Source organism: SAR86 cluster bacterium, assembly GCA_029268615.1.
Lineage (GTDB): Bacteria > Pseudomonadota > Gammaproteobacteria > Magnimaribacterales > Magnimaribacteraceae > JAQWNM01.
Window position 1 is genome coordinate 1 of the sequence record JAQWNM010000009.1, and the last position, 22,955, is coordinate 22,955.

General features: G+C 34.1%; 26 protein-coding genes and 1 tRNA gene. 11 read left to right on the forward strand and 16 right to left on the reverse strand.

What is annotated here, in order from left to right:
* Positions 1-494 (reverse strand): gamma-glutamyltransferase (locus P8J93_03650; GenBank protein ID MDG2060898.1); only part of this gene is annotated, 494 nt, incomplete at its 3' end.
* Positions 495-496: 2 nt separating this feature from the next.
* Positions 497-1,789 (reverse strand): serine hydrolase, encoded by a 1,293-nt coding sequence (locus P8J93_03655; protein ID MDG2060899.1) that lies wholly within the window; start codon positions 1,787-1,789, stop codon positions 497-499.
* 141 nt (positions 1,790-1,930) lie between these two features.
* On the opposite strand from P8J93_03655, the gene P8J93_03660 reads away from it, so the two are divergent.
* Positions 1,931-2,722: an SDR family oxidoreductase gene (locus P8J93_03660; protein ID MDG2060900.1), complete on the forward strand. Its 792-nt coding sequence runs from the start codon at positions 1,931-1,933 to the stop codon at positions 2,720-2,722.
* Here P8J93_03660 and P8J93_03665 read toward each other — a convergent pair.
* The 4 genes from P8J93_03665 to P8J93_03680 form a co-directional block, all read right to left on the reverse strand.
* A complete protein-coding gene (locus P8J93_03665) occupies positions 2,719-3,054 on the reverse strand; it encodes a hypothetical protein (GenBank protein MDG2060901.1) in 336 nt (111 codons plus the stop codon). The genes P8J93_03660 and P8J93_03665 overlap by 4 nt on opposite strands.
* A 49-nt stretch (positions 3,055-3,103) precedes the next feature.
* Positions 3,104-4,405 carry an ATP-grasp domain-containing protein gene (locus P8J93_03670; GenBank protein ID MDG2060902.1) on the reverse strand — a complete coding sequence of 434 codons (1,302 nt, stop codon included), beginning with the start codon at positions 4,403-4,405 and terminating at the stop codon, positions 3,104-3,106.
* A 56-nt stretch (positions 4,406-4,461) separates the two neighbouring features.
* Positions 4,462-5,763, reverse strand: coding sequence for an AAA family ATPase (locus P8J93_03675; GenBank protein ID MDG2060903.1), 1,302 nt, complete (start codon positions 5,761-5,763; stop codon positions 4,462-4,464).
* An 80-nt stretch (positions 5,764-5,843) separates the two neighbouring features.
* The gene (locus P8J93_03680; GenBank protein MDG2060904.1) at positions 5,844-6,986 is read right to left on the reverse strand and encodes a DNA recombination protein RmuC; all 1,143 of its coding nucleotides are present in this window, start codon (positions 6,984-6,986) and stop codon (positions 5,844-5,846) included.
* An 83-nt stretch (positions 6,987-7,069) separates the two neighbouring features.
* Between P8J93_03680 and P8J93_03685 the strand changes: the two genes are divergently transcribed.
* The gene (locus P8J93_03685) at positions 7,070-7,426 is read left to right on the forward strand and encodes an EthD domain-containing protein (GenBank protein ID MDG2060905.1); all 357 of its coding nucleotides are present in this window, start codon (positions 7,070-7,072) and stop codon (positions 7,424-7,426) included.
* 46 nt (positions 7,427-7,472) lie between these two features.
* Positions 7,473-8,828, forward strand: coding sequence for an MFS transporter (locus tag P8J93_03690; GenBank protein ID MDG2060906.1), 1,356 nt, complete (start codon positions 7,473-7,475; stop codon positions 8,826-8,828).
* Here P8J93_03690 and P8J93_03695 read toward each other — a convergent pair whose 3' ends face one another.
* From P8J93_03695 to P8J93_03710, 4 genes are all read right to left on the reverse strand, one after another.
* Positions 8,829-9,374: a hypothetical protein gene (locus P8J93_03695; protein MDG2060907.1), complete on the reverse strand. Its 546-nt coding sequence runs from the start codon at positions 9,372-9,374 to the stop codon at positions 8,829-8,831.
* A 20-nt stretch (positions 9,375-9,394) separates the two neighbouring features.
* A complete protein-coding gene (locus tag P8J93_03700; protein ID MDG2060908.1) occupies positions 9,395-11,254 on the reverse strand; it encodes an ATP-binding cassette domain-containing protein in 1,860 nt (619 codons plus the stop codon).
* Between the two features lie 201 nt (positions 11,255-11,455).
* Positions 11,456-11,533: transfer RNA gene (locus tag P8J93_03705), tRNA-Asp, on the reverse strand.
* Positions 11,534-11,597: 64 nt separating this feature from the next.
* Entirely contained in the window at positions 11,598-12,293 is a 696-nt protein-coding gene (locus tag P8J93_03710) for a peptidase E (protein MDG2060909.1), read from the reverse strand.
* Positions 12,294-12,331: 38 nt separating this feature from the next.
* Between P8J93_03710 and P8J93_03715 the strand changes: the two genes are divergently transcribed.
* The gene (locus tag P8J93_03715; GenBank protein MDG2060910.1) at positions 12,332-13,759 is read left to right on the forward strand and encodes an amidohydrolase; all 1,428 of its coding nucleotides are present in this window, start codon (positions 12,332-12,334) and stop codon (positions 13,757-13,759) included.
* Between the two features lie 6 nt (positions 13,760-13,765).
* On the opposite strand, the gene P8J93_03720 is transcribed toward P8J93_03715, so the two are convergent.
* On the reverse strand, positions 13,766-14,065 hold the full coding sequence (locus tag P8J93_03720) for a VOC family protein (protein MDG2060911.1): 300 nt from the start codon (positions 14,063-14,065) through the stop codon (positions 13,766-13,768).
* Positions 14,058-14,279 carry a hypothetical protein gene (locus tag P8J93_03725; GenBank protein MDG2060912.1) on the reverse strand — a complete coding sequence of 74 codons (222 nt, stop codon included), beginning with the start codon at positions 14,277-14,279 and terminating at the stop codon, positions 14,058-14,060. The genes P8J93_03720 and P8J93_03725 overlap by 8 nt, the downstream gene beginning before the upstream one ends.
* 64 nt (positions 14,280-14,343) lie before the next feature.
* Between P8J93_03725 and P8J93_03730 the strand changes: the two genes are divergently transcribed.
* Positions 14,344-14,970 (forward strand): glutathione S-transferase, encoded by a 627-nt coding sequence (locus tag P8J93_03730; protein MDG2060913.1) that lies wholly within the window; start codon positions 14,344-14,346, stop codon positions 14,968-14,970.
* Positions 14,971-14,973: 3 nt separating this feature from the next.
* Here P8J93_03730 and P8J93_03735 read toward each other — a convergent pair whose 3' ends face one another.
* Entirely contained in the window at positions 14,974-15,201 is a 228-nt protein-coding gene (locus tag P8J93_03735; GenBank protein MDG2060914.1) for an E3 binding domain-containing protein, read from the reverse strand.
* Positions 15,202-15,322: 121 nt separating this feature from the next.
* On the opposite strand from P8J93_03735, the gene P8J93_03740 reads away from it, so the two are divergent.
* Entirely contained in the window at positions 15,323-15,589 is a 267-nt protein-coding gene (locus P8J93_03740; protein ID MDG2060915.1) for a hypothetical protein, read from the forward strand.
* 93 nt (positions 15,590-15,682) lie between these two features.
* Positions 15,683-16,957 carry an alkaline phosphatase gene (locus tag P8J93_03745; GenBank protein ID MDG2060916.1) on the forward strand — a complete coding sequence of 425 codons (1,275 nt, stop codon included), beginning with the start codon at positions 15,683-15,685 and terminating at the stop codon, positions 16,955-16,957.
* A 22-nt stretch (positions 16,958-16,979) separates the two neighbouring features.
* Here the strand turns inward: P8J93_03745 and P8J93_03750 are convergent, their stop codons facing one another.
* Positions 16,980-17,333: an EthD domain-containing protein gene (locus tag P8J93_03750; protein ID MDG2060917.1), complete on the reverse strand. Its 354-nt coding sequence runs from the start codon at positions 17,331-17,333 to the stop codon at positions 16,980-16,982.
* 69 nt (positions 17,334-17,402) lie between these two features.
* Here P8J93_03750 and P8J93_03755 point away from each other — a divergent pair, with 69 nt between their 5' ends.
* Positions 17,403-17,705 carry a hypothetical protein gene (locus P8J93_03755; protein MDG2060918.1) on the forward strand — a complete coding sequence of 101 codons (303 nt, stop codon included), beginning with the start codon at positions 17,403-17,405 and terminating at the stop codon, positions 17,703-17,705.
* A 78-nt stretch (positions 17,706-17,783) separates the two neighbouring features.
* On the opposite strand, the gene P8J93_03760 is transcribed toward P8J93_03755, so the two are convergent.
* Complete coding sequence (locus P8J93_03760) at positions 17,784-18,116, reverse strand: rhodanese-like domain-containing protein (GenBank protein ID MDG2060919.1); 333 nt, start codon at positions 18,114-18,116, stop codon at positions 17,784-17,786.
* Between the two features lie 71 nt (positions 18,117-18,187).
* Here P8J93_03760 and P8J93_03765 point away from each other — a divergent pair, with 71 nt between their 5' ends.
* A complete protein-coding gene (locus P8J93_03765; GenBank protein MDG2060920.1) occupies positions 18,188-19,315 on the forward strand; it encodes a serine hydrolase in 1,128 nt (375 codons plus the stop codon).
* A gap of 4 nt (positions 19,316-19,319) precedes the next feature.
* Here P8J93_03765 and P8J93_03770 read toward each other — a convergent pair whose 3' ends face one another.
* On the reverse strand, positions 19,320-20,567 hold the full coding sequence (locus P8J93_03770) for a DEAD/DEAH box helicase (GenBank protein ID MDG2060921.1): 1,248 nt from the start codon (positions 20,565-20,567) through the stop codon (positions 19,320-19,322).
* Between the two features lie 272 nt (positions 20,568-20,839).
* Between P8J93_03770 and P8J93_03775 the strand changes: the two genes are divergently transcribed.
* Positions 20,840-22,165, forward strand: coding sequence for a cytochrome P450 (locus tag P8J93_03775; protein MDG2060922.1), 1,326 nt, complete (start codon positions 20,840-20,842; stop codon positions 22,163-22,165).
* 93 nt (positions 22,166-22,258) lie between these two features.
* Complete coding sequence (locus tag P8J93_03780; protein ID MDG2060923.1) at positions 22,259-22,936, forward strand: zinc metallopeptidase; 678 nt, start codon at positions 22,259-22,261, stop codon at positions 22,934-22,936.
* The last annotated feature ends 19 nt before the right edge of the window (positions 22,937-22,955 follow it).

The window sequence follows — 22,955 nt, forward strand, 5'->3', positions numbered from 1 at the left end:
GTTATCACTTCACTCCAAGACATAGTGCCATATTTTTCTAATGCATGAGACAATCCAGCAACAGTTCCAGGAACTCCAGCTGAAAGAAGCGAAAATCTTGCTTTTGTCTTGTCGTAATTTCCTGCAGAGTCTAAGAATAAATCTCTCGTAGCTCTCAAAGGAGCTTTTTCTCTATAATCAATAGCTATTGTTTTATCTTCTTTAGCTAAGTAGACAAGCATAAAACCCCCTCCACCTAAGTTACCTGCTCGAGGTAAAACAACAGCTAAGGCAAATGCTGTAGCAACAGCTGCATCAACTGCATTGCCACCCTTTTTAAGAATATCTGCACCAATTTTACTAGCTAATTCCCTTTGGCTAACCACCATCCCATTAGTACCAATAGTAGGATGATATACAGATTGATAATCGAATATAGGAAGTAAAGTTTTCTCAGCATAAGAATTTAAACTGAAAAAAAACAATATGAAAATTTTAAAAAGATTCTTAATCATGATCAGTCGTCTATTGCTTGATAGACAAGAGTTCTGTATCTATCGCCTAGATTTGGTGGGCCAGCCAATACTTGGGTCATAAATACTGCCGCCATTTCTTCCTCATTATCAACCCAAAAAGATGTACTCGCCGCACCACCCCAATAATAATTACCTTTAGAACCATACTCTGCAGCTTGCGCTGGATCTAGAGTCACTCCCACTGTAATACCAAAACCCTTACCAGATGGATAACCTTCTTTTTGGGTTATAGTTTCTGAAAGATGGTTTGAGGATAATATTTCAATACTCTTTCTACTTAAGATTCTTGTTTTGCCTAATTTTCCTTTATTTAATAACATTAACGCAAACTTCATATAATCTTCTGTTGATGAAATTAAACCTGATCCACCATCAAAGACTGTGGGTTTCATTAAATAAGGATCTACTTCTCTTTTAGATAACAAGCCTGTTATAGTTCCTGGAGGAAATGCAGCTGCAAGACCAGGCATTAATCTATTTATTAAGGGCATATATCCATAAAGATTTGTGTACCTATCAACTTTATCTTTACCAACCATGAATGCGGTATCATCCATAGAAAGAGGATCAAAAATTCTTGTCTTCAAAAATTGGTTAAAAGGCATGCCAGAGGCGATTTCTATAACACAGCCCAATACATCCATTCCAACACTATAAGTCCAAGAACTACCTGGCTGGTGCTTTAAAGGAAGGGTAGAGAGCTCCTCAGCAAAAGCGCAAATATTTTTATAAGATTTAGTACCTAATGAAACGCCTTGAGAATCAACCATATAATAAGGAAAAATATTCTTTGCTCTATAAAGATCACTTACTGGATTTACTTTATTAATGGCATAACTCAATCCAGATGTATGTGTAGCTAAATCTCTCAAAGTGATAGGTCTATTTAACGGTTCTGTAATCATCACACCTTCTTCAATTGTTTTATAAACTTCAGTATTAGCAAAACCAGGTATAAATTTTTCTACCGGATCTTCAAGTCTTAGTTTCCCATCTTCTATCAGGACCATTAAGGCAACTCCTGTTATTGGTTTTGTCATAGAATAAATTCTAAAAAGAGAGTCTTTTTTTAACGGCAGCTTATTTTCCATGTCTGCATAACCATAGACTTCAAATTGAGCCACCTTGCCTTTTCTAACAATCATGGAGATAAATCCTGGAATTATCTTACTATCAACATCCTGAGAAAATGTATTGATAATTTTCTTCAGTCTATCTTCAGACATACCAGCCTGTTTTGCTTCATAAGCTCCAGCACTTAAATTAAACGTCACAAATAAGATTAAATAAAACTGGAAAGTCTTAAGTAAAAAAGTTTTCAATTATTTCTCCAATAAAGGTTTTTCTAAAGGGCTTAATTTAATATATCCTAGTCATAATGTCTTTAAATAACAACAGGCAAAATAGTTAATAATATGGATTTTAAACTTAAAAATAAAACGGCTCTAGTTTGTGCATCAAGTGAAGGCTTGGGAAAAGCCGCTGCATTAGAACTTGCAAAAGAAGGTTGTAAAATATCAATGTGTGCTAGAAATAGTAAGAATTTAGAAAGAGCCGCATCGGAAATAAGATCTCAAGTAAAAACAGATGTAATTACCTCTGCAATAGACCTAAATGACAAAGATTCTCTTAAATCATTAGTAAATAAAACTGAGCAAGAAATTGGTCCAATAGAGATCCTAGTTAATAATGCAGGAGGACCTCCTCCTGGATCTTTTGATAGCTTAAGTGATGAAGATTGGCAACAAACCTTTAACTTAACTTTAATGTCTGCAATCTCACTTTCAAAGTTAGTTCTTCCAAATATGAAGAAAGAGAATTGGGGAAGAATAATCAATATCCAATCAAGATCGGTAAAGTCACCAGTTCCGGGACTATTTCTTTCCAATAGCATGAGATTGGCTGCTGTTGGATGGGCCAAAGCCCTTTCAGATGAAGTTGCAGAACATGGAATTACTGTAAATACAGTCTGTCCTGGTGAAACTCGCACCCAAAGACTAGTTGATATATTTGCTAAGCAGGCCCAAGCAACAGATCAGAATCCAAATGATATAGAACAAGCTATAAATAATTCTATACCAGCTAAAAGGATAGGTGAACCAGAAGAGTTAGCTGCTTTAATTGCTTTTTTGGCGTCTGAACGATCTGGATTCACAACTGGCACAGTGATCCAGGTTGATGGAGGTGCTACAAGGTCTTTTTTCTAACTTAGATTTTTTTGAAACATTGTATCTAATTCACTTACTTCCTTTTTAGTCATTTTAATATACAAAGAGACTAATCCAGCAATAACTGCACCGAAGAGACAAGGTGTAAGAAAATAACCGATATAAAAATATAGATTTTGATCAACTGGCACTCCGCCCCCTGCAAGCTGCAAGCTTATGAAGCTTATAAAACTAATCACAAAAGCTATGATTGTTTTTTTTCGCCTTTCTTTGTAGGCAGAACTTTCTTTGATGATGTCTTCAAGGGTAAATTGATGTTTAGATCCATCAACATCTACATGCAATTTACCTTCTGTATAATGCCATTTCATAAATTTAGAATTCTATTTTCTATAATTAGATTAGATATATTCTAAACAATTAAATAGTTTCCACAATTATTCTTTCGCAAGTAGGCATCTCTCCTTCACCCAGAAAACTTTCTTTGATTAATTTAAATTCCTCCAAGTCTCCAACTATTACTTGCCAAACATTAACTTTTTCACCTTCAAGTTCAATTGTTTGAGGACTAAATCCCATAGGAGCTATAGAAAAATTATATGGCGACTTGCCATGCAAACAACTTTCTACAAAATCCAAATATATACCTAATTTTTCTCTTGAAACTACATCAAAAAAAGCAACAGAACCTATTTCGGTCGACGTTACTCCTATTCTCTTTAGAATCTCAGCAGGAAATAAACCGCCTGTATAACGGGCATTTACTTCTATGACTTTAATTTCATCTCCGTTTACAAAAAAATCTATTCCACAATTTAAACCTTCCTCTTCTGAATAACCTAAGCCCCTCATGCACTCTCCTACTTTTATCAAAGCTGCTAATTGTTGATCTGATAAGGATATTTTTGAATTTAGATAATTTCCGATCCATATCCCTTCACTAAAAAGTATCTTTCTAGTGTTAGCGATAGAGATATCTAGATCATCAATGAGAAGGTCTACAGTCATTTCTGACCACACGGAAGTATCTAATTTCTCTTGAAGAACTAGCTCTAAATCATCTTGATATTCATCTAAATATAATTTTGCTTCTGCTATAGAACTAATAGATATGACGTTTCTGGCACCGGATAAACCCATAACTTTTAACATAACTTGTGGAGAATATTTAGTCATAAACTCTTTTACGACTTGACTATCAAGAGAGCTCTTATCTGTTACAACAGTTTCTGGAACCGGTATATCATTTAGTTTAGCTATCTCAGCAAAGCGCATTTTAGAATTTACTTCCTGACTTATTCTCAATTTAGTTTTGTCAGAATGTAAACATTGATTAGAACCGCTGATCAGATGAATAGATACTAGTTCCGACTCTCCTTTGTCTGATTCTATAGATTGATAGAAACAATCTTGAGGATAATAGTGTAAATTATCTAAAGATATAGGGTGCATACCCATTTCTTTAAAAAAATGATGGTATCGAAACAAAACTTCTGGCCATTCATCTTTTAAAAAAGCTTCATAGAAAGAAGTATGATCATTTGGTTTCCCAAAATATAAAGAAGCTACTTGCAAACAACACATTAAACTCTTATTTTCTAAGTCATCTATTAACTGCTTTTCAGTGAGGTCTTCCCTAGAAAAATGAAGTTCTAAGTCATCAGCTGATAAAGCATAAAACACAGATTTCTTTTGATTCGGAAAAAAGGAACTAACTTTCATAAAATACCTCCCCAGCTAATAAACATCTTTATGAAGAGTTATTTTACTATATATCTTCAAGAAGAAAGATATCTATAAAATTCTATAACTTGCGGATCTAATTTAATATCTGAAACTCTTAATTCAGTATGAAGTTGCAAAGAACTTAGCGTCTTACACCTACTGAGGGCCACATAAGCCTGCCCTGGAGCAAAAGCGCCACTGCCTAGATCTACTGAACAACTCTCTAAAGTTAGCCCTTGAGATTTATGGATAGTAACTGACCAACCTAATTTTAATGGAAATTGTTCATAGACAGCTATTTCTTCTGTATGTATCTCATCAGCTACTTCATCATAGATATAACTTTCTTTTACCCATTTCTCTCTTTCAACTTTATAAGGAATATTCTGAATCTTTACCTCAATTTGCTTCTTAGAAGACACATCCAAAACTTTACCTATTGAACCATTAACCCATCTTCCTTCAGAATCATTCTTGGTAAAAATAACTTGGGCCTCCTTTTTTAGAATTAACTCCCTAGGAGCAGGCAATTCACTTTCCTTAAATTCTCCCCTTTCTTTTGCTTTAAATACTTTTTCCGAATTTTCTATCTGTTGAAGTTGATATTTATTCAAGTCCTCAGAACGTCTAGTTCTTGAAGTAACTGTCATAGCTGTCTCCTCTTCGGATTGAGGATCAAAACAAGCTCGATTAATTATTTTTACCGTCTCTTCTAAATTGAGACCTAAACGAATGTTATTTAATAGATCTAAAAAATTACTGTCGTCCTGTTGTCGAAAAGATTCGGTCAATTCGTATACTTTAGGATCTTTTGTTTCATAAAAACAAGCAGCATCAAAAAAGAAAGGTGATTCATAGAGGTCTAGAATTATCTTTTCGTCATATTGATTCATGACTGGTGGAAGTTGAAAAAGATCACCGCAAACTAAGACGCTGACTCCTCCAAAAGGTTTTTTTGATTTTCTATGTAATTGAAGGCTTCTAGAAATTGCATCAAGTATTGGAGCTTTTACCATTGATATTTCATCTATAATTAAAATCTCTAAATTCTTTATGAGTTTTCTAAATCTAGGATCTTTATACTCCTTAACAGGTGGAATAGGTTCAAAACCTAAACGAAAAACTGAATGAATTGTTTTACCCCCTATATTCAATGCGGCTATACCAGTAGGCGCTACCACTATTTTCTTTTTTGTGACTTCTTTTTTTACGTCTTCAATTAAAGTTGATTTTCCTGTCCCAGCTGGCCCAGTGACAAAAATAAATTCTTGCTTCTTTTTACCAGAAGAATTCAATAAATCTACAACTGACTCTTTAATATCTTCGTAAGAAGAAAGCGGGCTTTTTGATATCACAAACAGGATACTATCCTATTTACCTAGAGATTTCTTAAAATATCAAACTTAGTCTTACAGAAATAGATTGCTAAAAAAACCTATTCTTCTTTATCCATTCCAAGAGAATGAGTTTCCTCTGATGAAAGAGTTTCAACTGACTTTAGTTCCTCAATACTATCTTTAGAATCAAGAGATATCAAAGATTCAAATTTTCTTGCTTGTGGCATTAGTCGAGAGTCCCATGAAGACTTTGCGCTATTAAATCCACTAACAGCATCACTAAGTCCTTTTTCTATCTTAGAAAACCTTGAAAGAAAGTTTTTTAATCTCTTATGCAATTCATTTCCAGCTTGTGCAACTTCTTTTGCATTATCTTCAAGATCCCTTTGAACCATAGCAAGCATGACTGTTTTTAAAGTTGCATATACCAAAACTGGCGGACATATAATTACTTTCAACTTTGCTGCTTGTTCTACTAAATCGGGTATTTCTTCAATGGCCGAAATAAAAAGAGCTACATTATGAAGATACATAATCGTAAAGTCTGGCGAACCACCATCCAAGTCTTGATATTTCTTTGAACCTAACTGCTTAGCATGACTTAAGAGAGACTCAGCATGTTTCTTCATTAGCTTTTTCTTATCTATTTCATCATCTACTTGCATAGCTTCTTGAAATGCATTTATAGGCACCTTGCTATCTATAAATATTATTCCACCATCTGCGGTATTAATTGTAAAATCAGGCCTAAACTGCTCCCCTTCTTGATTTTTAAAGGTCCTTTGAATATCAAAACTAACTCCTTCTACAAAGCCAGCATCTTTTAAAAGTGTTTTGAGTGACTCTTCACCTAATGACCCTTGAATTCTAGTATTTGAAAGAGCTTCGGCCCAAGCTGTATGGGACTTAGATAAACCTTCAAAGCCTTTATCTAGTTTTTCGGTCTGAGTTTTCCATGTTGTATCCGCCTTAGAAACAGCTTCTTCTAAATTTTTTATAGATTTTGTAATTGTTTTTTCGACATCTGCCATTTTAGAAGACATAACTAGGTCATGTTTTTCATTCTTATGGATAGCTTTTTTTTCTTCTTCCTCTGCAACATTTTCTAATACTGCTTTAGCTGTATCTGAGAATAAAGATTGGAAAGTACCTTTAATTATTTTTGGTGAAAAGAAAAGACCTATGGATACCCCTAAAGTTAGAAATAAAAGACATAAGATTGACACTAGAAATATACTCATATTCATATATTACCTATATTCTTCAATGTCCTCCAAGTTTTGTTATTATCAATACTATAATTTAAGAATCAATAAAAAACTCCATGCCTAAATTAATATCGCTGATCAAGAAAAAAAGTCAATTATCAGATGAAGATTTTGCATCATATTATGAAACTCATCACGCCCCTCTAATAAAAAATATTTTTCCAATGTTGAGTCGTTATGAAAGAACTTTTTTACCTGCTTCAAGCATATTATTTGGTGAATTTTCTTTAGGATCAGAAAAAGAAGAAAAGCCGTATGATGTTATTACTGAGTTGTGGTTTAAAGATGATTCTGATTTAGAAAGTTTTATGGCTCATGCTATTAAACCAGACATACTCGAAGTTATCAGGAATGATGAAGCTAAATTTTTACGCAGTGAATGTACCGTTACCTATAGAGTAAATACACCCTGATTAAAAATAATTTATTAAATATATAGACATAAATTAAACTACTAAGATGAATAAATCACAGATTTTTTCTTTTGGAATTCCAGCTATTGGAGCTGGATATATGTATTTATTACTCAGTTTATATGTGATGAAATTCTCTACCGATGTACTTTTAATTGCTCCAGCAATTATGGGGCTAATATTTAGTATTTCAAGAATTTGGGATGCTATCTCCGATCCTCTAGTTGGCTATTTAAGCGACAGAACTAAAAATAAGTTTGGTCGAAGACGCAGTTGGATATTAGCTAGTTGTATACCTATATCAATCGGATTTTATGCAGTCTTTTCTCCTCCTGAAAATTTTCAGGGACAATATTTAATCTTTTGGATGGCCTTATCTATATTGACCTTTTATTCCGCAATGACATTATTCTTTGTACCTCATATGGCCCTAGGTGCAGAGCTTTCAAATGACTATCATGAAAGAAGCAAGTTATTTGGCATACGCCATATTTGTTATACGATCGGGTCGAGTATTTCTCTAGGAACCATTTACTTATTAATTAACGAAGAACTCAGCTTAAATGGAGATGTAAGGCAGCTTGCAAAAGATCAAGCAATATTCGCTGTTCTGATAATGACCATACTAATCAGTCTTAGTGTTTTTAAATTACGCGAGAAAACTGAATTCCAAGGAAGGGTTAAAGCCAATCCCTTAAAAGCTTTTAGAGATGTTTGGCTTAACCCTCATGCAAAATTATTAATTATTGTAACTTTCATTGAAAATATTGGATCAGCTGCAATTGCTACTTTGACCCTATATATATCTCAATATGTTGTTGGAGCTCCTGCATGGGCACCTATTATTATTCTAGCCTACATGATCCCATCAATACTTTCTGTACCTTTATGGCTTCCATTGTCTACTTACTTTGGGAAAATAAAAGTTTGGGTATCAAGCATGATGCTCACTGCAGCATCATTTGGAGGAATGTTCTTTTTACCTTTTATTAGTTCCATGGAGGAAAGGCTTACTCTTATAATTATTTTAGCTTTTTTTGCAGGACTTGCGTCTGGATGCGGAGGAACTATTGGACCTTCAGTGCAAGGGGATGTAATTGACTATGATGAATACACAACCTATGAAAGAAAAGAAGGTACTTATTTTGCAGCTTGGAATTTTATTTTTAAAAGCGCCTACGGTGTCATGTTATTAATGACAGGTTTTGTATTGCAAATAGCAGGATTTATCCCTAATCAAGATCAAACCATGGAAGTTAAGATATCCATGGTCAGCCTTTATGGGTTGCTACCTTTAATTTGCTACACGATTGGTGCTATTTTATTTAGTAGGTTTAAATTAGATGAAAAAGCCTATTCAGTAATCAGAAAAGATCTTGATATGAGAGTCTCTAAAAAATAATTAGTTTATTTCACTGATTAAGAGACTTGAAGATTTAAGTTTAGGTTGAGTTTTAGTAAGCCAACCATCTTTCGTAATTAATTGATCAATGCCTAAAGAAATATTAGACAGGGTCTTGGCTTTCATTTTTCCCCAGTTAGTAAAATGAATAGCTCCAACTCTAAAAATTTCTAAAAACTCCTCCTCCCCTAAGAACGTAGAAGAAAAAAGAAATGATATGATTCTTGTAGTTTTTTCAGAAGAAAAACTATACCCCATATTATGATTTAAGATTACTTGAAGTACGGAAGGCATATCTCCCATTTCTATTTCAGTTTTTTTACCTTGTTTTTGCCTAAGAAGTTTCATGGAATCAAAAATACTTAAAATGAAGCCTAATACAAAAACTAACTCGAAAACTTCTTTTTCAGTTTTAGATAAATCTATTTCTTGAAGATCTATGGAAATATTTTTTTTTAGGTAAGGGTACCAATCTACAAACATCTCCCAGATGATTTGCTTTTCTTCTCTTACTAGATCACTTTCTTCTTTTATAAATTCAGTCATTTATCTTTAATTTTAAATATTCAGATAGAGGATTCTAATTTAGTGTTGAGATTTAGCCATTCTATTTCTGTCTCTTCTATTTCATTTTTTAGTTCCATCTGCGCTCTTAAATTATCCTGTAAATCAGATTTATCTTCATTAGCATAAATTTCAGAGGAACTAAGATTAAGTTCTACTTCACTTAACTTCTTGTGAAGGCGCTTTAATCTTTTTTCTATACCTTGAATATCTTTCTTTAGTTGCCGTGTATCTTCTTTAGGTTTTTGTTCATTAGATGCAATATTTAAAGAGGTCTTTTGATTTAAAGAAAACGCATCTCCTGATCTCACATACTTTTCATAATCTATTAGATCGCCCTTAAATTCTTCTACTTTGCCTCTCTCTAATAGTAAAAATCTATCTACGTTATTTGCTAGTAGATGACGGTCATGGGAAATTAATAATAAAGCACCTTCAAAAGATTGAAGAGCTAGGGTTAAAGCTTGCCTCATGTCCATGTCTAAGTGATTCGTAGGCTCATCCATTAGTAAAAGGTTAGGTCTTTGAAAGGCTATCATAGCCAAGGCAAGCCTGGCCTTTTCTCCTCCAGAAAAAAGACGAACTGCATCTTTAACTTTATCTCCTTTAAAATTAAACCCTCCTAAAAAAGACCTAATCTCTTGTTCGCTAGCAGCTTTATCTAATAATTGAATATGATTATAAGCAGATTGCTCCAGATCAAGATCATCTATTTGATGTTGAGAGAAATACCCTATTTTTAGATGCGTTCCCTTTGGGTTTTTTCCACTTAGTAAAGAAATTTCTCCTACCAAGCTTTTTATCAGAGTTGATTTACCTGCTCCATTAGGTCCTAATAATCCTATCCTATCTCCTGGATGTAACTGTATATTTACATTTTTTAATACAGGCAAAGAATAGCCAAGATTAGCTTTGTCTAAAGTTAATAATGGATTGGATACTTTCTTAGATTCAGGGATGATAAAACTAAAAGGTGAATCAATGTGTGCAGGAGCAATTAATTCCATTTTCTCTAGTGCTTTTATTCTACTTTGAGCCTGTCTTGCCTTAGTAGCCTTGGCTTTAAATCGTTTAATAAATTTTTGGATATGAGCTACTTCTCTTTGTTGCTTCTTGTAATTACTTTCTTGTTCAGCCAGTTTGGACGCTTTTAATTTTTCAAATTGAGAATAATTACCTGTAAATAATTCTATCCTCATTTGGTGAAGATAAATAATACTATCCACGCAGTCATCTAAAAAATCACGATCATGAGAAATGAGTATCATGGCTCCTTGGTAACGTTTTATCCAATCACTCAACCAAATAATTGCATCTAAGTCTAAATGGTTTGTAGGTTCGTCCAATAAGAGTAAATCTGAAGGCTGCATAAGTGCTCTAGCTAAATTTAATCTTACTCTCCAACCTCCCGAAAAATCCTTCAAGGATTTACTAAAATCATCTTCCGAGAAACCTAAACCTATCATTAGTTGTTCTGCCTTGGACTTCGATGTATAACCATCTAAGGTTTCAAATAGGTCGTGTAGGTCTCCTAATTTATCATACTCCTTGTTATCTTCCGCTTGTTTGATATTTTCTGAAACCTGCGTTAGTTTATGATCTCCCGCCAATACATAGTCCAATGACAATTCATTAGTTGAAGGCAGTTCTTGCGCTAAGTATGAAATACGGAGTGTTGAAGGATAAGTGAAATTTCCTTGATCAGATTCAAGCTCGCCTAAAATTAAATTAAATAAACTAGTTTTTCCCGTACCATTTGCGCCGACAAAGCCAACTTTCTTGTCTTGATGTATGGTGAGAGAAACATCTTCAAATAAAAGTTTTGAACCTCTTCTTAGTGCTAAATTTGTAAAAGAGAGCATAGATGCGCTTTGTTAAAAAAAGCGCATTATAATGCAAGAAATTTTATATCTTCTATAAAATCTTAACTGGTTTCTGAATCGTGCAAACTGACAGCGGAACATTTGCTCATTTCATGCGACAATTGAGTAAAAGGAATGAAGGAACCTTTTTAGCTTTATCCAGATAAAAAATGAATACTCCATTGATTGAAAAATTTTCATTGGCGGACCGGACGAGACTCGAACTCGCGACCTCCGCCGTGACAGGGCGGCGTTCTAACCAAACTGAACTACCGGTCCAAAGAAAAGTGCATTCTAACAGGTCTTAGCCCCTAATAAGAAGGGGGTATTTAAAAAAATATTTTTAACTAATGTCTTTTTTTGTAAAAGGGTTTTCGGCCACTTTATTATTCTGCTTAACAACGTTGTATGAATTCTTATTCTTGTCAAATCCAACTGCAAGATGAACTTCTCCATTTAAAAGATGTAATGCACATCCGCCATCAATTGCATAGCATGAAATCATCTTATTTCCATTAATAAACTTGTGAAGCGAAGGCCTTCTTTCTTTCTCCTCATCATAGTGAGGACAACAATTGCCATCAACAAACCCCAAGCAGTCCATAATATTTAATTTATCTTCCCAGGAATCAGTAATTCCTTTTTGAAACCAACAAATAGCGCCTGCACTGACACCACACATAATCACTCCTCTGTCATAAGCTTCTCTTAAAATTAAGTCTAAACCCCAATCCTTCCAAACAGCAAGCATACTTTTTGTATTACCTCCGCCCACATAAATAATGTCTTGGTCCTGAATAAGCTTTTCTAGATCAGGAGTCCGTTTGAAAAAATCAAGGTGAACTGGGGAACAGTTTAATTGGCTAAATGCACTATAAAAATTGACTTTATAAGCTTCATTATCACCTGTAGCAGTTGGTATAAAACATATATTTGGATTCTTCGCCTCGGATTGCTCTAAGATATATTTCTCGATAATCCTTTTACCAGGATCTCTTCCAAACCCACCTCCTCCAATAGCAATAATCTGTTTCTTCATTTAGTGATACACTTATTATGGTTCATAGGAGGAGTAGTATGAATAAAATTATTTTCTATACAAGCTTATTAACTTCATTCTTAATGGTCAGTCAAAATACTTTTGCTGATAATAATATAGAGGAAAATATTGCTAAGCATCAAGAGCAATTTGAAGAGGTGGCAATGAAAATCTGGGATTATGCAGAAGTTGGCTATCAAGAGTATCAAAGTTCTGATCTTCTAAAAAAAGAACTTTCTAATGAAGGTTTTATAATAAAAGATAATGTAGCCAACATACCTACCGCATTTACGGCTGAGTATGGGAGAGGCTATCCAATTATTGCAATTCTTGGAGAGTTTGATGCTCTTCCAGGAGTAATACAAAGCGCCTCCCCTTTCAAAGAAAAATATAAAAATAATACGGCAGGACATGCTTGCGGACATCACCTATTTGGAGCTGGATCAGCATGGGCTTCAGTTGCCATTAAAGAATGGCTGGAAACTAATGATAAACAAGGAACTATAAGATTCTATGGAACGCCCGCTGAAGAAGGCGGTTCAGGTAAAGTTTACATGGTAAGAGAAGGACTGTTTGATGATGTTAATGTAGTTCTGCACTGGCACCCAGGAAGTGTAAATCATGCTTCGCCAAGAACTTCAAACTCCAATAAATCAGCTAAATTTAATTTTCAAGGTATTTCTGCGCATGCGGCAAGTGCTCCTGATAAAGGTAGATCTGCTTTGGATGGAGTTGAGTCCATGAATATGATGGTCAATCTAATGCGTGAACATGTACCTCAGGACTCTAGAATTCATTATGTCATTACTAAAGGAGGCCTAGCCCCTAATGTAATACCTGACGAAGCAGAAGTTTATTATTATGTTAGGCATCCAAAACGTCAAATGGTCAAGCAACTTTTTAATAGAGTTGTGAAGGCTGCAGAAGGAGCAGCTTTAGGAACTGGTACAACAATGACTTTTGAAGTAATGCACGGCAATTACTCATTATTGCCAAATAATATCCTTCAAAAAATAATGCATGATAAATTAAGTGAATTAGGAGGTATATCTTATTCTCAAGAAGAGAATGAATATGCTAAAACTTTGCATAGAACACTCTTAAATCCAAGTGCTGAAGTTGGTGATCAAGAAAATATTCTAACTTTTCAACCTAAACATGGATATGGTTCTACCGATGTAGGAGATCTTAGTTGGCTAGTCCCAACGGCAGGAGCAAGGATAGCAACCTGGGTGCCAGGGACTTCTGCACACTCTTGGCAGGCAGTTGCTGCTGGAGGAACTTCCATAGGCCTTAAAGGGACTAAACTGGCTGCGCAGGTTTTATCTAAAACGGCACAAGAAATTTTCTTAAATCCAGAAATTGTTAAAAAAGCAAAAGCTGAATTAATTGAAAATGTGGGCAAGAATTTTAAATATGAAGCTCTCCTTGGAGACAGAAAACCACCATTAGACTATAGAAACTGAGCCAGATTAACTTTTAGGAAGCTCCAGCATTTCTATACTATTTCCAGCAGGATCTTCAATATAAATTGATGCAGTTCCATCTCGATGCTTTATTAATTTACCATATTCTGAAGCATTGTCTGATTCTACTGCAAAATGGCCGGGATGCTTATCTGGAAGAACTAAAGCAAGCTTCATGTTTTCAAATTGGATCATTGCCCAGCTATCATCTTGGTATAGGATTTTGATATCAAATTCTTTTTCATACCACTCCAATGATTCTGATAAGTTTTCTACCTGTACTGCGATATGATGAATCTTATCCATGCGATACAACCAACGCCGTCACAAAGACGATTCCAACTATTAGAACGCCTGGAATACTTATCATTAATAGTTTTCCTAAGTAAATTAAATCTTTAAAGATTATTTTGTCTGCATCTTGTTCTCTCTTTGAAGCATTAAATATGGTTAAACACCAGTTCACTAAAAAGGTTATTCCGCCTAAAAGAAAAATTAAAGTTATAGTAGATGATTCCATGTCAGCATAGTACACATTTGTTTGACTAGAAAAAAGTATTACAATTAAAGAAAAACCCTGAATAATGATTGAAGTTCACCACCTAAACAATTCTAGATCGCAAAGAATTCTTTGGCTTTTAGAAGAATTGAATGCTCCTTATACGTTAATAAAACATCTTCGAGACCCACAAACAAACTTAGCTCCAGATGCTTTAAAAGAAATTCATCCATTAGGCAAATCTCCTGTCATTGTAGATAACGGAGAAGTGATCATGGAATCTGCAGCAATTTGCACTTACATAATAGATAAATATGCCCCAAAGGACTTTAGTCCTAACCCGGATGACAAAGATTACTATCAATATCATGAACTCATGCATTATGCTGAAGGTTCAGCCATGCTGCCTTTTTTACTTTTCTTGTACTCAAGTGTTTTAGGTGCAGCGGCAGCTCCTTTGGTTGATCGTATTTTTTCTGAGATGCAAAATCATATTGGATACCTATCTACTAGACTTGGTTCAAATGATTTTTTCTTTAGAAACACTTTTTCAGGAACAGATATTATGCTCTCATTTGTCCTAGAAGCTGCAGATGTGTCAGATCAATTAAAAGACTTTCCCAACCTCAAAAACACTCTAGCTATTTATCAATCGAGGTCAGACTATCAAGTTGCTCTAGAGAAAGGAGGTGAATACAAATTAGGAGGATAAATCTTATTTCTTTCTAAGATCATAATATCTCTTCACATCTTCTTTAGTTATTAACCCATTTTTACCAGTCCCATAAACATTAGAAATTTCAATACCCAATTTTTTGGCGAATCTTTGAGTGGGCGGATAAGCCTTTACTTTTTTGATAGACAGCAAATCAGGCATTTCAATTGCATTAGGAACCAAGTGCAAAGAAGTCTTTCTGATGGGATGAATATATTTTTCTTTCATAAAATATATATGGGGACTAACTGTACAAAAATCAATCAATTGAGAGTTTTATTTTTAGAAGTTATTTTTTTTAGTTTATTACTTTATAATACTGTAAATTTTTAAAAGGAACTAAAAATACATGAAAATATATTATGTTTTAATTTCGATTATCTTCTTTGCTATTAGTTGTGCATCGAGTGATAAAAACTCATCAAATAATGTCCAATCTAATCAATCTGCAAATCTAATCTGCGAAAAGGTTATAACAGCTGGTTCAAGACTTCCTAAGAGAGTCTGTTATGAAAAAGGAATGAAAGAGACTATTGAAAAGAAAAGTAAAGAGGCCCTTAAAAGAGAACAGAATAGAAACAGGACAAGGGTAAGCTCTCCTGTTGATGGCACCTAAAGATTAAGCTCCTATTAATATATTATTTCTTATTTATATATAAATTTGATTATTATGAGGAGTTAGTTAATAAAAAAACTAAAGTTACTGAATATGAATGCCAAGCAAATATTTATTCCTTTATCTCTTTTACTGACAGGTCTAATTGGAGGTCATTTCTTTTCTGACCTTTTGGGGCTTCAAACTAAACTAGAAAAAGATTTTAATATCAAAAAAATAGTCCTTGATATAGAAGTACCCAAAAAAGAATTAAAGGATATAAAAAACCCTGCGAAAAATGTAATTCTTTTAATTGGAGATGGAATGAGCGTAAGCCAGATTTCAGTTTATAGATTGCTTAAAGGAGGCCCAAATCACAGAGTTTCTTTTGATAGGTTCCCTTTCAGCGGTATCGTACTAACTCACTCTGAGGATGCTTTAATAACTGATTCTGCATCTTCCGCAACAGCCTATAGCACTGGTCAAAAAACTAAAAATAGGTACTTGGGTTTAGATTCAAAAAATAATTCTCTTGAGAATTTAACAGAGACTCTTGATCGGTATAAATTTGTAAGCTCTTTAATTGCAACTTCAGAGATAACGCATGCTACGCCTGCAGCATTTGCCTCTCATGTTGAATCTAGATGGGACACAGATCAAATATCTAAAGATTTAGTCAGTTCTAAAGTGGCAACGCTTCTAGGTGGTGGAAGAAACGTATTTAATACTGAATCAAATGGAGGAGTAAGAAAAGATAAGGAAGACTTATACGAAACTCTTAAATCCTCTACTAATCTCTTAACTACCAAACAGGGTTTAATGAATTTTGATCTCTCTAAAGAAGGGAGAGTTTTTGGATTATTTGCTGATAATCATCTTAGGGATATGGAAGACTTATCAAATCATCCCAAGGAGCCTTCTTTATCAGAAATGCTCCAATTTGCTTTGGATCGTTTTGATCATCATAAGGAAAGAGGTTGTGAAGGTTTTTTTATCATGGCCGAAGGCTCTCAAGTAGACTGGTCAGGCCATACAAATAACTTAAAATATCTTGAAAGAGAAATGGATGACCTTGATGATGCAATTAATTTATCTTATAAGTTCGCATTAGATAATCAAGAAACCCTAGTCATAGTTACGTCAGATCATGAAACGGGTGGACTTTTAATAGAAAGTGAAGGACTTTCTTATACAGGAAATAAAGTAAAGTTTTCCTATAACACGGACATCGGCAAAGGAAATCATACAGGAGTTCCTGTTCCTGTATATGCCTTTGGGCCTGGAGCTGAAAATTTTACTGGAACTCTAGACAACACAGACATATATCATGCAATTATTAAATCACTTGGCATAGGTCAACAATCTGTAAAAGGAAGCTGTATTAGATAGTTTTTCTTAGAACTTAATATTTTTATAGATCAGATTCATGTTCATCTACAATATAAGTTCTCATATACCTTGTATCAAAAAGTTTTTCTTCATCTTCTCGGATTTCTTTGATTACATCGGGTTCACTTAGTTTTTCCTTACAAGCATTGAACGTTTCCATATCTGGATACCAAATCTCAAGAAGTACATCAAATTCTGCTTCACTTAATTTTCCAGATCTATCCATTAAAGGGTCAGTAAAACGTCTCATATATTTTACTGCAAAACCATGCAAATACTTTTCACCAATAATCTTATGTCTTGTTTCATAGTACTCTCTAAAGTCTTTTACAGACATTCCTGACCTTCTTTTCATCGGGCTTATTACTTTAATCATATCTACTACTGTTAAATAATATAAATATAACATTCTTTAAAAAAGTGTCTGATAAAATAGTGCTTAATAATGAAAAAGTTTTTAAGATATTTTGCCTTATTTTGTATTTGGACTACCCCTTTTCAGGTAGTACTTGTTTTTTGGGGGACATGGATTGTTTTAACAACAGATTTCAGCCTTCTATCCCTTAGCCAAATTGAATTTATAGATAATTATCTAAATTTTTTAAAGGTTATTATTAACTGGCTTTATGTTTGGATTTGGAATCCTTACCTTGATTTTATTCTTTCTTTACCTTTAATTTTAACTCAAACATTTAGGGCAATATTCTCAACCTGGCTAGGGTTTTGGATACTCAAGAAATTAAAGTAAGAACTAAAAAAATTTTTGTTTATTCTGATATTGATAATACCCTTCTAAAGAATCATTAAATTAGCTTAATAATTCCTATCAATGCTCATGAGTAACTATTTTATCCCCTAATAATTCTTGGGCCTCGATCAACCCACCGGCATTTGTAAGATTTGAATACCCTAATTTATTTAAAATCTTTAGAGCTTTTCCAGACCGAGTGCCGCTTCGACAATAAAGAGTAATTTGTTGATTTCTATCTAATATTAAATCTTGTATTTGTGCTATCTCTTGCCATTCGATTCTTACAGCCGAGGATAAATGACCTTCATTCCATTCATCTAATGTACGAACATCTATAACTAAGTTCTTAGAGCTTAGAGCAAGGGCAAACATAAGGCTCAATAATAAAAAAATATTTCTTCTTATCATCTGTTAACTATATCAAATATGTCATACGATGCTAATTTAATAGTATTATCAAAAAAAAGTGAGGCGTTTCGATGAAAATAGAAGGTAAATGCGACGACCAATTTAAACCTGTAAAAGAACTATTTACAGATCTCCATTCAAGCGGGAAAGAAAATGGTTCATCTTTTGCTCTCTATAAAGATGGAAAACCTATAATTGATCTTTGGGGTGGTTATTTTGATGCAAAAAAAACTCAACCATGGAAAAGAAATACTTTAGCAACTGTTTGGTCAACTACTAAAGGGGTTGCTGCCTTAACTTGTGCTCTTGCAGTAGAACGCGGTCTTTTAGACTATGATCAAAAAGTTGCCCATTATTGGCCTGAATTTTCTTGCAACGGTAAAGAGAACATTACAGTGGGAATGCTCTTATCTCACCAAGCAGGAATATGTGGGGCTGAAACAATGAATATAGAAGACTATTATAATCAAGAATTAATGTCTTCTAAATTAGCCAATATGACCCCTATTTGGCAACCTGGTACTGCATCTGGTTATCACTCCATGACATATGGGTGGTTGGTTTCAGAATTAATATTAAGAGTGACCGGTAAAAACCTTGGTACTTATTATCAGGAAGAAATATCAAATCCAAATGGAATAGATTTTTACATAGGACTGCCTGAAGAAGAGGATCATCGTTCAGCTGAAATGATTCCGATGGAAAGGAACAATCAAAAAAAAGTTCAAAGAACTGAAATACAAAAAGCTTCAGACCTTGGACCCAATCTATTGGCTGCTCAAAATACTAGAGAATGGAGGGCGGCGGAGATTGCTTCTGCGAATGGACAAGGAAATGCTTCAAACTTAGCAAAACTTTATAGTCTAGTTGTAACTAATGACTTATCTATTAAGATTCTTCAAGAACACACAATCTCTAAGATGACTTCATCTCAAATCCAAGGAAGAGATTTAGTATTAGGTGTGGTAACAAGCTGGGGAGCAGGTTTTGTAATGAATATGCATAAGATTATATATGGCCCCGAAGAAAACACATTTGGCCACTCAGGCTATGGGGGTTCGTGTGCCTTTGGAGATCCAAAAAATAATCTTGGCATCTCTTATGTCATGAATAAAATGGAAGGAAACTTTGCAGGGGACAGTCGATCCATTGCTCTTATTAATAAAACTTATGAATGCATTGGCGAATTAAATATATAGTTTTTTATTTACCTTTTGTGTTTTGTAAAAATCTCTTCTTAGATAAATATTTTTTTTGTCCAGAACTTCCTTTTGGATTTCTTCGTTTCTTTTTTTGTTTTGGTGGTCCAAATTTTAAATTATGATCTGGTTCAAAACCTTCAATGACCTTCCTAGGTATAGCTACTTTGAGTAAACGCTCTATATCATGCAGTAATTTATGCTCGTCAGCACTTACTAAGGAGATGGCTTTTCCTTCTTGTCCAGCTCTAGCCGTCCTGCCTATTCTATGAATATAATCTTCCGGAACATAAGGTAGATCAAAATTAACTACCTGTGGGAGTAAATTAATATCAATTCCCCTTGCAGCTATGTCAGTAGCTACCAATACTTGTGTTTTTGAATCTTTAAAATCTCTGAGAGCCCTTGATCTTGTAGCTTGTGATTTATTTCCATGGAATGCAGCTGCATTTATTCGTTTCTTAATTAGCTGCTGAGATAACTTATTTGCTCCACGTTTTGTTTTAACAAAAACCAATACTTGAAACCAACCCTCTTCTTTTATGCAATGAGAAAGCAAATCTGCTTTCCTAGATTTGTCCACAGGATGTACTATTTGAGTTACCTTATCGGCAGTTTGATTATCAGAAGAAACTTGTATTTTTTTTGGGGCATTTAAGAGGTTATTAGCTAAGGACCTAATTTCCTTTGGAAAGGTGGCAGAAAAAAGAAGATTTTGTTTTTTAGAAGGAAGAGACTTTAAGATTTTTTTAATATCTCGAATAAAGCCCATATCAAGCATTCTGTCTGCTTCATCTAAAACAAGAAATTCTATCTCAGACAAATTTACAGTCTGACGGTCCAAATGATCTAAAAGTCTACCAGTTGTAGCAACCACAATATCAACACCTTTTTTAAGCTTTGCTATTTGTGTATTTATGCTCACACCTCCATATAGAACTGATGTTTTAAATCTTAAGGTATCGCCATAATCTCTAAAACTTTCTCCTACCTGAACTGCCAGTTCTCTCGTGGGAACTAAAATTAAAGCCCTTATTTTCCTGTTTTTAGATTCTGAGTCTTGTAGCATTTTTAGAATGGGTAATGCAAAAGCAGCGGTCTTGCCGGTTCCTGTTTGTGCTCCACCCAAAATATCGTGACCTTTTAATATTTCAGGAATAGCTAGCAATTGAATTTCTGAAGGCTTGGAATATCCTTTATTTTTAACTGCTTCCAAAAGCTCTTGAGTAAGACCTAGTTCAGTAAATTGCATTTAATTTTAATTTGAGTGATGGGTGATGCAGAACTTTAACCTGTATCTGCAACCACATAAAGGTCTTAATATTCCTTTAAAACTTTTTTTGGTAAATCATTGCAATATATTAATATCTTATTTTGTTACTTACTATGTATAACATGTCTGACTTTAATCTCAGTATTCATTTATAAAGTAAGCTTGTAAAATAACTTGAATGAATAAAAGCTGAGTAATTGCCTAGTTCTTGGCATAATACTTCTTTTTTTCCTCTAATTAGGTGATTATTTATGAGTACAGAAAATGATAAAGATCCAACATTTGAATATATTTCAAATGCAGAAGTGAAACAAAAATGGGGCTTGCCTGAAGATGCTGACCCTAAAACCATTGCACTTGAAAACATTAATCCAGGCAATACTGATTGGTTTGCCAGAAATCAAGAACTAGAAGTATTTGAGAGATTAAGGAATGAAGATCCCGTCCACTTAACTGAAGACAGTCAATTTGGTTCTTATTGGTCTATAACTTCTTACGAAGATATTAAATCTATAGACATGGATCATGGAAACTTTTCTTCAGATATTATGAATGGCGGCATTAGATTGGGAGGTCTGCCAATGCAAGAACCTCCTGATGAACTTTTTCATCTTCCTATGTTTATTATGCAGGACCAACCGAAACATACAGAACAAAGAAAAGAAGTCGCTCCGATGTTCACTGAAGCAAACTTAACAAAATTTGAAGAGCTAATAAGATCTAGAACTTGTGGAATTCTTGATAATCTTCCTGATGGAAAGACATTTAACTGGGTTCAGGAAGTATCAGTTGAGCTTACAAGTAGAATGTTGGCTTCTTTATTTGACGTCCCGCAAGAGGATAGACTTAAATTGGTTCATTGGTCCGATACAGTTGAAAGAATTTCTGACCCTAACTTCTTTGAAACTCCAGAAGAGGGATTTCAAGAACTTTGGAAAATGTTTGAATACTTCAACTCTGTCTGGGAAGAAAGAAAAGCAAATGACTCTGGGGGAAATGATCTTATTTCCATGCTAGCCAGAGGAGATGCTACAAAAAATATGTCGCCAAACGAATTTCTAGGAAATGTACTGCTTCTAATCGTTGCCGGGAATGATACTACTAGGAACTCGATGAGTGGAGGCATTAGTGCCTTTAGCTCTTTCCCTGAACAATTAGAAAAAGTTAAATTAAATAGCTCTCTAATTCCTGGTATGGTTTCTGAAATAATAAGATGGCAATCGCCAGTTGCACACATGTGTAGAACTGCAATGTCAGATATAGAAATTAAAGGAAAAAAGATTAAAAAATGGGACAAAGTTGCAATCTGGTATGTTTCAGGAAATAGAGATATATCTAAATTTAATGATCCTAACCATCTACTAATAAATAGGAAAGATGTTCGTCAACATTTATCCTTTGGATTTGGTATTCATAGATGTCTTGGAAATAGATTAGCGGAATTACAGCTTAAAATTTTGTGGGAAGAAATATTAAATAGATTTTCTCATATTGAGATAACAGGTGAACAGGAATATTTATCGTCTAGCTTCATAAGGGGTATCACAAATCTTCCGGTTCAGGTTCATAGGCTTTAAACTTATTATTCTAGATGAGTAGATAAATTAGATTAAATAACTTGCTCTATCTTAATTAATGAACTTAATGGAATAATTATTCTTGTAGATCTCATGGTTTTTTATTTATTTATTTTTTTTATTGTTTTTTTCCTTCCTAAAATATGGCTCTCTTACGCAATGAAAAAAAATGATAAAGAACTTGAAAATATGCCTTTTAATGCAGCTGAATTTGGAAAACTAATTTTAAAAGAAAATAGTATTTCTGACGTCATAATTGAAGAAACAGAGCTGATTGATCACTACGACCTAAATGAAAAAAAAGTGAGAGTTCAAAAAGGTCGGCTGGCAAAAAAAAGCCTTACTTCGATTGCAATAGTGTGTCACGAAATAGGGCATGCAATTCAGCATAAAGAGCAATACGGACCTTTGATGAAAAGAACAAAGATAGTTGAGAAGACTCAATGGATATCCAGAATTGGTGGAGTTATTCTATACAGCGGGTTACCCTTAATTCTAGCTACAGGCTCTTTTGGCTTGATAAAAATATGTTTGATAGCAGTGTTAGTATCAGTACTTTTAGGGGTGTTCATTCACTTGATTACACTGGATGTTGAAATTGATGCAAGCTTTAAAAAAGCCATGCCTATCTTGCAAGAAAAAATTCCTTCTGAATATCATCAGCAATGCAAATCTGTTCTAAATGCAGCTGCATTTACTTACATAATAGGCGCCTTAACTAGCTTCCTTTCTCTAAGGTATATTTGGCTTTTGCTCACTCGCCTAAGATAAATCATATTCTTCACAAACG

Coding starts and splice junctions, on each gene's coding strand:
- P8J93_03660 (MDG2060900.1), top strand. CDS start 1,931: ATGGATTTTAAACTTAAAAATAAAACGGCTCTAGTTTGTGCATCAAGT.
- P8J93_03665 (MDG2060901.1), bottom strand. CDS start 3,054: ATGAAATGGCATTATACAGAAGGTAAATTGCATGTAGATGTTGATGGA.
- P8J93_03670 (MDG2060902.1), bottom strand. CDS start 4,405: ATGAAAGTTAGTTCCTTTTTTCCGAATCAAAAGAAATCTGTGTTTTAT.
- P8J93_03680 (MDG2060904.1), bottom strand. CDS start 6,986: ATGAGTATATTTCTAGTGTCAATCTTATGTCTTTTATTTCTAACTTTA.
- P8J93_03685 (MDG2060905.1), top strand. CDS start 7,070: ATGCCTAAATTAATATCGCTGATCAAGAAAAAAAGTCAATTATCAGAT.
- P8J93_03690 (MDG2060906.1), top strand. CDS start 7,473: ATGAATAAATCACAGATTTTTTCTTTTGGAATTCCAGCTATTGGAGCT.
- P8J93_03695 (MDG2060907.1), bottom strand. CDS start 9,374: ATGACTGAATTTATAAAAGAAGAAAGTGATCTAGTAAGAGAAGAAAAG.
- P8J93_03700 (MDG2060908.1), bottom strand. CDS start 11,254: ATGCTCTCTTTTACAAATTTAGCACTAAGAAGAGGTTCAAAACTTTTA.
- P8J93_03710 (MDG2060909.1), bottom strand. CDS start 12,293: ATGAAGAAACAGATTATTGCTATTGGAGGAGGTGGGTTTGGAAGAGAT.
- P8J93_03715 (MDG2060910.1), top strand. CDS start 12,332: ATGAATAAAATTATTTTCTATACAAGCTTATTAACTTCATTCTTAATG.
- P8J93_03720 (MDG2060911.1), bottom strand. CDS start 14,065: ATGGATAAGATTCATCATATCGCAGTACAGGTAGAAAACTTATCAGAA.
- P8J93_03725 (MDG2060912.1), bottom strand. CDS start 14,279: ATGGAATCATCTACTATAACTTTAATTTTTCTTTTAGGCGGAATAACC.
- P8J93_03730 (MDG2060913.1), top strand. CDS start 14,344: ATGATTGAAGTTCACCACCTAAACAATTCTAGATCGCAAAGAATTCTT.
- P8J93_03735 (MDG2060914.1), bottom strand. CDS start 15,201: ATGAAAGAAAAATATATTCATCCCATCAGAAAGACTTCTTTGCACTTG.
- P8J93_03740 (MDG2060915.1), top strand. CDS start 15,323: ATGAAAATATATTATGTTTTAATTTCGATTATCTTCTTTGCTATTAGT.
- P8J93_03745 (MDG2060916.1), top strand. CDS start 15,683: ATGAATGCCAAGCAAATATTTATTCCTTTATCTCTTTTACTGACAGGT.
- P8J93_03750 (MDG2060917.1), bottom strand. CDS start 17,333: ATGATTAAAGTAATAAGCCCGATGAAAAGAAGGTCAGGAATGTCTGTA.
- P8J93_03755 (MDG2060918.1), top strand. CDS start 17,403: ATGAAAAAGTTTTTAAGATATTTTGCCTTATTTTGTATTTGGACTACC.
- P8J93_03760 (MDG2060919.1), bottom strand. CDS start 18,116: ATGATAAGAAGAAATATTTTTTTATTATTGAGCCTTATGTTTGCCCTT.
- P8J93_03765 (MDG2060920.1), top strand. CDS start 18,188: ATGAAAATAGAAGGTAAATGCGACGACCAATTTAAACCTGTAAAAGAA.
- P8J93_03770 (MDG2060921.1), bottom strand. CDS start 20,567: ATGCAATTTACTGAACTAGGTCTTACTCAAGAGCTTTTGGAAGCAGTT.
- P8J93_03775 (MDG2060922.1), top strand. CDS start 20,840: ATGAGTACAGAAAATGATAAAGATCCAACATTTGAATATATTTCAAAT.
- P8J93_03780 (MDG2060923.1), top strand. CDS start 22,259: ATGGTTTTTTATTTATTTATTTTTTTTATTGTTTTTTTCCTTCCTAAA.